The following is a 9,613-nucleotide window of genomic DNA, read 5'->3' as shown; positions in this document are numbered from 1 at the left end:
ACAGTTTGCTCTCCCCATACAACGAGTATTTTAACGGTATTCAATTTACATTTTCCCCAAACAAACAAAGGATCATTGAAATACTGAAAGATGGTGGAGGCAGGCTTCATAAATATGAACTATTATTTAAGTCCGTTAATTTAATGTAATGAAGAGGCGTAATTCTTAGCACGGTCATAAGATTACGGCGCACGGTTCTATGATCCGGTGATTGGGCGTTTTAATACGGTAGATCCACTTGCTGAAAAAATGCGTACATGGTCACCTTATACATATGCGTTTGATAATCCGGTAAGATTTATCGACCGTGATGGAATGGCACCGGATGACCCAAACTGGGTGAAGCAATTGATGGCTTTTTTTGGTATCGGCTACATGGGCAATGACGCAAATGTTCACAGAGAGGGTGCCGAACGTAGAGCGACTTTATCCAAATATGTCAGTACCACACAAGAGCGGGTAGACAATGCCAGAGCCGTTGCCGATTGGATTCTATTTGTGGGCAGTGTTGTCCAGTTTTCATTCGGGATGGCGGAGAATAACCAGTCTGCAGCTGGCTTGGGAATCGGTATGCTGGCCTTTGACGCTCTTGGAGGCAAACTAATGGCTAACGGCGGAAAGGCATTAAGTGGGGCAGGACGTGAAGTGTTGGAAGGGACGCTTAAGAAAGTCAAGAATATTAGTGACCATCTGACGGATAAGGATGTGACAGGTGCCGTTCGCGATATATTCGGGGATCCTGTTACATTGACGGTAAACAATATGACCATTTGGGAGAGGTAACGGATGCGCTGAAGGGTTTAAATAATCAAATTGAAAACTTGAATAAGTCGATAAAAGGTGATAAGTTGTCTGGGGATGTGTTGAAGGAAGCGGAGAAGTTAAGAAGCAACCTACAGAACGAAAAAGATAGGATACAGGATATATTGAATAGGGCGCGGAATGAAGTGAATGGAATATACTTTTAAACAGAATGAAGATGAAGGATAAGAATGAGTTTATAGCAGCATTGGTTTCACGGTTTCCTGCTGTTAAGGAGGAAATCTTGGACGAGGATTATAGCTTTTCCATCAATCTCCAAATGGGTTGCCTTAAAAGGTTTGTACAAGGAGCTATTGATAATGGGAAGGAAGAAACGGTACAAGATGTATTCTCATTTGTAGAGTCAATGATAGGTACGGTAACACAAGAAGTGGAAAGCGCAATACACATTGGTTTCCTTGGCCACTTGGACTTTTCTAATAGGCCCGCTTATAAAAGTCTACTCAAAGGTGCGCTAAAGAGCGGTTTGGATGCTATGGAACGCTATCATCAAGAAGGCTCAAAAGGGAAAGCGAAAGACTTTTTGGACTCTATAAAATAGTGAGAAACTCCCCGTCAAGCCCGGCCATTGCGCCGGGCTTTTTGGTTTACAGTGCCGCGATGCTCTTGAGCCTTGGCGCCTTGATGAACGCATCGATTGTGGCGAAGACATGGGCGCGGGTGTCGCTGTCCAGCCCCTGCACCTCTTTCAGCCGCTTGAGTGTCTCGTTGTCGATGTGCTCGTACTCGCCGTCCTTGACCAGGCAGTCGAGCGTGACGCCGAGCGCACGCGCCAGCACATAGGGAGAACCAAATACCGGACGTGTTGGCTTAGTGCCAAAGGCGATAGGCACAGCCTATCACATTTATTGCCTATGCCTATCAATTTTATAGCCCAATCATATCAGCCTCTTGTCATGCCTTGCGTAACTTTGGGAAGTTCCGGAAGTGGAGCTCGCGGTGGGAAAGCATGATTGTTTTCCTGTTTCAAATAAGCAAATGTCTTACTTAAAAGGGAATGGAAAAGATTTGGCCATGAAGAACCGGCTGCTAAATTAAAAACCAAATAATTGCTTCAAAAATAATTATATGATGTCTTTTGTAAACCGATTGTTTTCTGTCGCACTGCTGATTGCCTGTTGTCAGCCACTCGGTGCGCAAGAGGTGTTGAGCGATAAAATACTGGAATGGACCGGTTCTCGTTGGGGTAATGGCTTCGGGCACAAAATTTATTCAATTGACCCTGGCGGACGAACCTTGCTGAACGTTGCCGCTCGCCACAATTCCGGAGCATGGACAGATATGATTTCACTGACCTCGCAAGGCTATGTAGGCATTGGCACGAGTGATCCCCAAGCTAAGCTGGCGGTAAACGGTAATATTCTGGCTAAGGAGGTAAAAGTTAAAACTGACATCTCCGTGCCAGACTACGTGTTCGAGCCGGACTACGAACTGCAAGCTTTGGCCGACGTTGAGGCTTACGTAAAAAAGCACAAACACCTGCCGGGTATCCCGTCGGCTGGCGAGATTGAACGGGATGGACTAAATCTGGCTAAGATAAACCTACTGCTGCTGGAGAAAATTGAGGAGCTGACGCTGCATCAAATCAAGCTGCAAAAGCAGCTCAATGAATTGACCAAGCGATTGGAAGAAAAAGAAATTAATGATGAATCAAACAATTAGAACGTTAATTACGGCACTTATCGTGCTTGGTTGGACAGCAACCTTCTCGCAGGTAACGGAACTCGCTCCGGGTAATTACCGTAGCATAATCATTAACACAACGGGCAATGGAGACTTTACAAAAGGCCTAATCCTGCTGCATGAAATGTACGATGGGGTCAATTTGAATATGAACTATGCCATTGGCACGATTACGGCGTTAAGAGGAAACGCGGGTGGGGCGAACCGCTTGAATATAGCCCAAGTCAACTCTTCATCGGCCCATCAATCGACATCGGCACACTTGGTATCCATGGATAATTCTTCCGTTTGGAAGTTAAAGACCTGCCGTTACAACGGCAAGAAATACCTGGCTATTGAAGTTCCTTATTCGCCGCCCTATCATAACCACGGATTTAAGTTTGTCGGATGGACAATATCAAGCGCGGAAAATATGAGGTATGTGTCGTATGAGCAGAGCGGTACTCCCGTAAATACAAATGTGTTGTCAGAAATTGCAGATTACCAGTCGAATATGCCGGTCACGCAATACGCTTCTTCATTCACCATACATGGGAATGTGGGGATTGGCGGCAGTCCGACGGAGAAGCTCTCTGTAAATGGCAACGTCCGCGCGAAAGAGGTAAAGGTTGAGATGGCGAACTGGCCGGATTACGTGTTCAAAACGGATTATCCACTCATGCCGCTGGCCGAACTGGAAACTTATATCGAAACGAACGGTCACCTTCCAGGAATTCCCGCCGCCGAAGAAGTGGAAGCAGTAGGTGTCGGCCTGGCCGAAATGAACCGCAAGCTGTTGGAGAAGGTGGAGGAGCTGACGCTGCATCTGATCGAGAAGGATAAGGAATACAAATTTCTACAAGATAGGCTTTCAGCCATTGAACAGCAAATTGGAATAAGACAGTCATATGGGAAATAGCCTTGTGAGTAACTTGCCATTCCCGGCGGAGTTGATAGGCTCTACCTTTTGGGAGGGTCCGGAAGTGGGGCTTGCAGTGGAGGAGCGTGATTCTTTCATGTCAAAATAGGCACGATGTTACGACAGTTGAAAGCCAGCTTATCACTTTACAAAAATTGACCAATAGCTATGAAAAGAAGAGTTCAACAGTTTTTCTTTTTTTACCCATTTGCGGTGTGTATATTGACTTCTCTTAACGTAGTCGGTCAGACCACCAGCTTATTGGTATCAGATCTGAGAAATGATCCAACTACACCATCCAGTTATAATAGGTCGTTCCAGCCTCATTTTAAGTTTGGAAGCGCCATTGGATTGCCAGAAGTAGGAAACCCGTATTATTTCTTGTTGGGTTTCAGGTCATGGTATGCAGATAATTCGGGAGGCAAGGCACATGAATTGGCATTCTCAAATAATTACAAAATATATTTCAGATCGGGAAATTCACCTAACTGGGAAAGCTGGCGGGAATTGATTATTTCAGATAGTAACGGCAACGTCGGAATCGGAATAGACAATCCTACGGACAAACTCGCTGTAAACGGTAGCATTCGCGCAAAAGAGATTAAAGTGGAAACGGCCAATTGGCCTGACTATGTGTTTAAAAAAGATTATCCGTTGCTTCCCCTTGAGGACGTCGACGCTTATATCAAGGAAAATGGGCGTCTCCCCGGTATCCCCGCCGCTGCCGAAGTGGAGGCTAACGGCGTAGCATTGGCGGAGATGAACCGAAAATTATTGGAAAAGGTGGAGGAGCTGACGCTATATTTGATCGAATTGAATGAGTCTAATCGCCAAATTAAAGAGAAAAATAAGTGGTTAGAAAATAGTATGAATGAGCTGAAAACTCAAATAATACAAAGAAAGACGGTGCATGATCGTTTTTCTGTGTCAAATAAGCTCGATGTTTTACCCTGAATGACAATGATGAACAAATTCAACCTGATTTCCCTGCTTGGCGGTAGCAGCATTATTAAAAGTTCGCTATCTGCCCTTTTCGTGATCTGCTCATACGCAGATAGTCTGCTCGCCCAAAATTCATTTCCGACTGCGAGCAATACATATGTCAAAATTGATGGCGGGGGCATAGACCTGCTAAGCCCTAATAGAACAGGTGGCTGGGCTAGGGGATTAACATATTTTATCCATGGCCAACCGAATGACCGCGTGTTGGGTTTGGGCATGTATGGAGTGGGGGAGTCTGCTGATCTGTTTTACTTAGCCTACGGAACAAGTCCGTGGCAAAGTCGTTTAGGTCTATATATTTTGCCCAATGGCAGTATTGGCATCGGCACGACGGCTCCTCAAGAGAAATTATCAGTCAACGGCAACATTCGAGCCAGGGAGGTGAAAGTAGAAATGGGCAATTGGCCGGATTACGTCTTCAAGAAGGGCTACGACCTCATGTCACTAGCCGAATTAGAATCCTATATCAATACCCACGGTCATCTACCCGGCATTCCTTCGGCGAAGGATGTAGAAGCCGACGGCATCGGATTGGCTGAAATGAACCGCAAACTTCTCGAGAAGGTGGAGGAACTGACGCTGTATATACTGGAGCAACAGCGTGAAATCAATCAACTGAAAGAAAAAGATTAAAATTTACAATGAAACGGTTAGCATTTATAACTGCCGCTATTTGGTGGCTTGGTCATGGCCAAGTCTATAGCCAGGATCCCAATGTCTTAATAGGATTGTCGTCACGGCGTAACGATAAAAGCTAATTTCCCAACGGAATCCAGTGGGTGGACAAGAGGATTCAAAATATCAAACCAAGATAACAGTAAGCCCTTTGTCATGCTTGGAACTTACGGATACTATACCAATGGGGAGTCGTATGAAAATTATTCGTATATCGGCACGGTTTATTCGAATCCTTATATGACATTTCTTCCCTCAGGTAATATCGGCATCGGCACGAACGCCCCTCAAGCTAAGCTGGCGGTAAACGGTAATATTCTTGCCAAAGAGGTGAAGGTGAAGACGGACATCTCCGTACCGGACTACGTGTTCGAGCCGGGTTACGAACTACAAGCTTTAGCCGATGTAGAGGCTTTCGTGAAAAAGCACAGACACCTGCCGGAAATCCCGTCTGCCGCAGACATCCAACGGGATGGTTTGGACCTCGCGGAGATGAACCTGCTGCTGCTGAAAAAGGTGGAGGAGTTGACGCTTCATTTGATAGAGCAACGCAAAGACAAGATGTCGCTACAAAGTCAGGTCAATGACCTACAACACCGAGTTATCCAATTAGAATCGTCAACAAAAACTGAAACCAAATGAACGACGTACAACTTTCTACTAGTCGTATCCTTCTTTTCGCTGAGATCACCTCATGCCGAACGCAAACCAATAAACTTGTAGGTGCACGGAATCTATGTGTCGGCACGGAAAAACTGACATTAAGATAAGTAAAAAAATGAGAACAAACCATCATTTCCAGATCTTGTCAATAAGGTCACTAAGTATTGCGATTGTCATTTTATTAACGCAAGTAGCCCTGAGCCAGACGATGGCCGACTTCAATAGGACCACCGAGAAGCGGCTATTAGCCTCGCCATCGGTTTCTGGGTTGGGCAAATACGGGGGAGTGGACGTTTCGAAAGCCACGGGATCCGTTTCCAAACTTCTTCCGTTATTTTCCCTGTCGGAAGGGGACCTTACTTATGCCCCTTATTTAGAATATTCCTCGACCGGAATAAAAGTGGACGACTGGGGAGGCCGTCTGGGTACCGGTTGGAAAGACCTATTTACAGCCGTGGTCATCCGGGAAGTGCGTGGTGTTCCCGACGAACAGGCCAATTACAGAATAGGCGATGATCTGGAGGCCATATCCGAGCATTCGCCAACCTCTTCTAACTTGACAAATGTGCTTAATATGTCCCTGGATAATCCGGGCGTCGATGGAGAATACGACCTATATACCTATAACATCTTTGGTAACAGCGGTTCATTTTTTATCAGAAACAATACCGTTGTCTACCTTAAAAACGATAATCAGGTAAAAATCCAACTCACTTCAGGGCAGTTCAGATTTATCATCACCGACCTTAACGGCGTTTCCTACCGATTTGCTGAAGCGGAGGAGGTCTCCGTCTATGGAGATGCCGATTGTGAAGCATATTCTCCATACCGGGTAAACAGTATCAAAACAGCCTGGTTCCTACATGACATGATCAAAAACGGCCGTAACATACGGTTTTCATACACTACTGTCCAGTATATGTATCTGATCGATTACGACGAACACTGGAGCTTTGACTACTACCACGGCTTAGGAATGTACCAGATAATGTTTCCTTCATTCTGGAATCATAGCGGCTCCCCAACGAGTTGTGCCGATCCCGCGTCAGGCTTCCGGTCCGCGTGCGTAAAATACAGGTACACGACAACCAAGGTACTGAGCACCGTAGAGGGGGATAATTTTTTCGCATCATTTAACTACAGATCCCGTGAAGACCTGCCTGGAGACAAGCTGCTTGATGGTATATCTGTAATGATTAAAACCGGTGGAGGAGGAGGCATCCAACCGATGGAAGAATTTAAGGAAATACGCTTTACCTATGATAAGGTTGTTTCACAACAGGCATTGGAACCGGCGCTGCAATCCATGTTCTGGAGCGAGCCGGCGCAGGTCACCGCTTTAAAAACACGGTATTTCCTCAGCCAGGTCAGCGACATCACCGGCGGGGAAAATCAACAGTACCGGTTCGGATACAGGAATAAGGAACAATTGCCACACCGGTTTAGCTTCGCTAAAGATTTTTTCGGTTGTTTCAATGGCCAGCCCAATCAGGAACTGATTCCGCGCCAGGCTTACGATGAGTTGGTAGTGCCCTGGAACAAAGCCGTGCATATGCAAGCGGTAAAATTTGCGAACCGCGACCCGAATATCCTCGGAGCCAGCGGGCTACTGGAAAAAATAACGTATCCGACAGGTGGGTACGACTCGATTTATTACGAACAAAATAAATATAAGACATTCGAGCGTAAAGAGACCCGAAGCACCTGGACTGACTGGTTTACCAATACCGAAGGTAATTTTTTCTCGGGTTTTCTTTTCGATATGATCACGCCGCACACTGGAAGGGTGAATTTGAAGGTGACCTGCCTTTACGATGAAAATGAAGGCCCGAAACAATATCCGTTGGAGGAGTACTGGGCCCGGTTCAGGTTATGGGGAAACGGTGCGCCGATGGCTTTTCCGAATGGCAGGAACTGGGTGGACCTTCAATTGAACCATTCCTTCAATACTTTCACCGGAACCGGGACGATCAGCAGCCCATTCAACGACCTTCACTTCGAAGCCGGTAACGACTATTCCCTTGAAGTCGAACTGCATGGGCCTAACACCATGCTCAAGGTCGATATGACCTACATCTCTGATGTTTGGGAAGGCTACGTGGATTCCGCCTTCGTAGGGTACCGTGTCGGCAAGCAAATCTCGGTCCCGCTACTGGGAGCACCGGAGACCCGCACTTACCGATATGACGAATTTACCAAGACTGGGGATGGGCTCGTGTTCAGGGACTCCAGTTCACTGCAGTTCAAGCCGTACCGGAATTTCATTTCCGGTTACACCACGGCATGTACGCATTATGTGAATCACCCGGAATTGGTATGGCTGACGCTAACTCTGAACAGGGCGCCCATCGAATCCGTAGATCTGTATAACGGCCTACCCTATATTTACCGGTGTATAACGGAACTGGAAAGCTCCGGCTCCGTTACTCAGTTCACGTCTACCGAATACCACACCTTGCCCAACGGGCACGCTACAGCATATAATTACGAAGGTCCCGGTCTCATCAACCTACGGTTCGGGGAGGTGGATAACTCATCGTGGGAGTGCGGGTTGGAGGCCAACCGTTTTTTGGGTACCCTGAATAACAATGCAGGTACCATACTCCGTGAGACCAACAATCGATACGGACACGAGCAACAGGTCCGTTACAACTTTTCGGCGCATCGTTCCTATCCCAGTCGGAACAGCACATACCCACCCTATGCGCTGCAGTCCTACACCGTCAAACGGATCGGATTGTATAGCCATTCCGTTACGCTTGATTCAGTCATCACGACCGATTATGTTTATTCGCCCGCGCTTAGGAAAGTAACGACATGGATAGCCCGGCAGTACAGTGCGCTAGATAAACTGCTTGAAAAGGAAACCACCGTTACAAGTGACGGTAGCGTACTGACCACAGATTATATACGGCCGGCGAAAATGGTTGCCCTTGGACGCGACGCAACGGGTATTTATCAGCAGATGAACGACTATCATTACCTCCCTGTCATTGAGCAAATCTCACGACGTAACGGACAGCAGACCTTGCTTGAACGCACTGAATTCACTAGGCCGTTTACGCTCATGTTCGTCCCGCTTAACCAAGGATACCAGATAGGAACAGCACCTTACACCAACAAATACCTATTCCTGCGTTACGATGGCAAAGGCAACCTGTTGAGTGCCCGGAAAGCCGACGGGATCGTGATCAACTACCTTTATTCCTACATGGGCACATATCCCATTGCGAAGGTGGAAAACGTCGAATATGCTGCCATGGAAAATGCTCTAGGTTCCATTGGTTTGTTCAGTGAACGGCGCCCAACACCCATGGACGTTGAAAACTTTCTGGCGCCATTGCGGAGTTTGCCGGCATTTAAAAATGCTTCGGTAACCGCTTATTCCCATAAGCCATTCGTCGGCATGTCGAGCTCGACANCGGCTGTCGCCGGTTTCCTTTTGCCGCTCCGCTCGGCAGCTGGGCTGAAACAGGCGAAAATCACGACCTACACGTACGCGCCGCTAGTCGGCATGTCGAGCTCGACAGATGCCTCGGGACGTACCACATGGTACGACTACGACGGTTTCGGGCGTCTCTGGCGCACGCGCGACCACTTCGGCAACGTTATGGAGGAATACAAGTATAATTACCGTCCCTAAAAGCTTGCGGCGATGAACACAAAGACACACAATGCGGTAAGCGTATGCCTGACGCTGATGATGGCTTTCTTATTTATGACCGGGGATGCCACGGGGCAGCTGGTACTGAACAAGGCGGGTGCTACCGGGGAGCACACAGCGCCCACGGGCATCACATTGGGTCCGGGCTTCCAGAGCACGGGGGATTTCCGGGCATACATCTCCCCGGCGGCTGCTGTGCTGGGCAA

9 protein-coding genes and 1 pseudogene are annotated in these 9,613 nt (G+C 47.3%); 9 read left to right on the top strand and 1 reads right to left on the bottom strand.

Going from position 1 to position 9,613, the window contains the following annotated elements; all coding sequences use genetic code 11:
* Positions 1 to 180: 180 nt before the first annotated feature.
* The 3 genes and pseudogenes from ACFOET_RS06725 to ACFOET_RS06715 form a co-directional block, all read left to right on the top strand.
* Positions 181 to 324, top strand: a pseudogene (locus tag ACFOET_RS06725) (RHS repeat-associated core domain-containing protein); the annotation flags it as partial.
* Positions 325 to 770: 446 nt separating this feature from the next.
* Positions 771 to 968, top strand: coding sequence for a hypothetical protein (locus ACFOET_RS06720; RefSeq protein ID WP_379020870.1), 198 nt, complete (start codon positions 771 to 773; stop codon positions 966 to 968).
* A gap of 11 nt (positions 969 to 979) precedes the next feature.
* Positions 980 to 1,363 carry a DUF7674 family protein gene (locus tag ACFOET_RS06715; protein WP_379020868.1) on the top strand — a complete coding sequence of 128 codons (384 nt, stop codon included), beginning with the start codon at positions 980 to 982 and terminating at the stop codon, positions 1,361 to 1,363.
* A gap of 46 nt (positions 1,364 to 1,409) precedes the next feature.
* Here ACFOET_RS06715 and ACFOET_RS06710 read toward each other — a convergent pair whose 3' ends face one another.
* Positions 1,410 to 1,655 (bottom strand): hypothetical protein, encoded by a 246-nt coding sequence (locus ACFOET_RS06710; protein ID WP_379020866.1) that lies wholly within the window; start codon positions 1,653 to 1,655, stop codon positions 1,410 to 1,412.
* A gap of 235 nt (positions 1,656 to 1,890) precedes the next feature.
* Between ACFOET_RS06710 and ACFOET_RS06705 the strand changes: the two genes are divergently transcribed.
* From ACFOET_RS06705 to ACFOET_RS06675, 6 genes are all read left to right on the top strand, one after another.
* On the top strand, positions 1,891 to 2,484 hold the full coding sequence (locus ACFOET_RS06705) for a hypothetical protein (RefSeq protein ID WP_379020864.1): 594 nt from the start codon (positions 1,891 to 1,893) through the stop codon (positions 2,482 to 2,484).
* On the top strand, positions 2,465 to 3,403 hold the full coding sequence (locus tag ACFOET_RS06700) for a hypothetical protein (RefSeq protein ID WP_379020862.1): 939 nt from the start codon (positions 2,465 to 2,467) through the stop codon (positions 3,401 to 3,403). Before ACFOET_RS06705 ends, ACFOET_RS06700 begins: the two co-directional genes overlap by 20 nt.
* A gap of 168 nt (positions 3,404 to 3,571) precedes the next feature.
* Positions 3,572 to 4,357 carry a hypothetical protein gene (locus ACFOET_RS06695; RefSeq protein ID WP_379020860.1) on the top strand — a complete coding sequence of 262 codons (786 nt, stop codon included), beginning with the start codon at positions 3,572 to 3,574 and terminating at the stop codon, positions 4,355 to 4,357.
* A gap of 6 nt (positions 4,358 to 4,363) precedes the next feature.
* On the top strand, positions 4,364 to 5,038 hold the full coding sequence (locus ACFOET_RS06690; RefSeq protein ID WP_379020858.1) for a hypothetical protein: 675 nt from the start codon (positions 4,364 to 4,366) through the stop codon (positions 5,036 to 5,038).
* 198 nt (positions 5,039 to 5,236) lie between these two features.
* Positions 5,237 to 5,722 carry a hypothetical protein gene (locus tag ACFOET_RS06685; protein ID WP_379020856.1) on the top strand — a complete coding sequence of 162 codons (486 nt, stop codon included), beginning with the start codon at positions 5,237 to 5,239 and terminating at the stop codon, positions 5,720 to 5,722.
* Between the two features lie 3,676 nt (positions 5,723 to 9,398).
* Positions 9,399 to 9,613, top strand: a 215-nt coding sequence (locus ACFOET_RS06675) for a hypothetical protein (RefSeq protein WP_379020852.1), incomplete at its 3' end; no start/stop codon positions are given.

The organism is Parapedobacter deserti, from assembly GCF_042646065.1.
GTDB lineage: Bacteria > Bacteroidota > Bacteroidia > Sphingobacteriales > Sphingobacteriaceae > Parapedobacter > Parapedobacter deserti.
This window is presented reverse-complemented; position numbering and strand designations above follow the sequence as displayed.

Bases quoted from the DNA above. Each gene is read 5' to 3' on its own strand.
- ACFOET_RS06715 (WP_379020868.1), top strand. From the start codon at position 980: ATGAAGGATAAGAATGAGTTTATAGCAGCATTGGTTTCACGGTTTCCT.
- ACFOET_RS06705 (WP_379020864.1), top strand. From the start codon at position 1,891: ATGATGTCTTTTGTAAACCGATTGTTTTCTGTCGCACTGCTGATTGCC.
- ACFOET_RS06700 (WP_379020862.1), top strand. From the start codon at position 2,465: ATGATGAATCAAACAATTAGAACGTTAATTACGGCACTTATCGTGCTT.
- ACFOET_RS06695 (WP_379020860.1), top strand. From the start codon at position 3,572: ATGAAAAGAAGAGTTCAACAGTTTTTCTTTTTTTACCCATTTGCGGTG.
- ACFOET_RS06690 (WP_379020858.1), top strand. From the start codon at position 4,364: ATGATGAACAAATTCAACCTGATTTCCCTGCTTGGCGGTAGCAGCATT.
- ACFOET_RS06685 (WP_379020856.1), top strand. From the start codon at position 5,237: ATGCTTGGAACTTACGGATACTATACCAATGGGGAGTCGTATGAAAAT.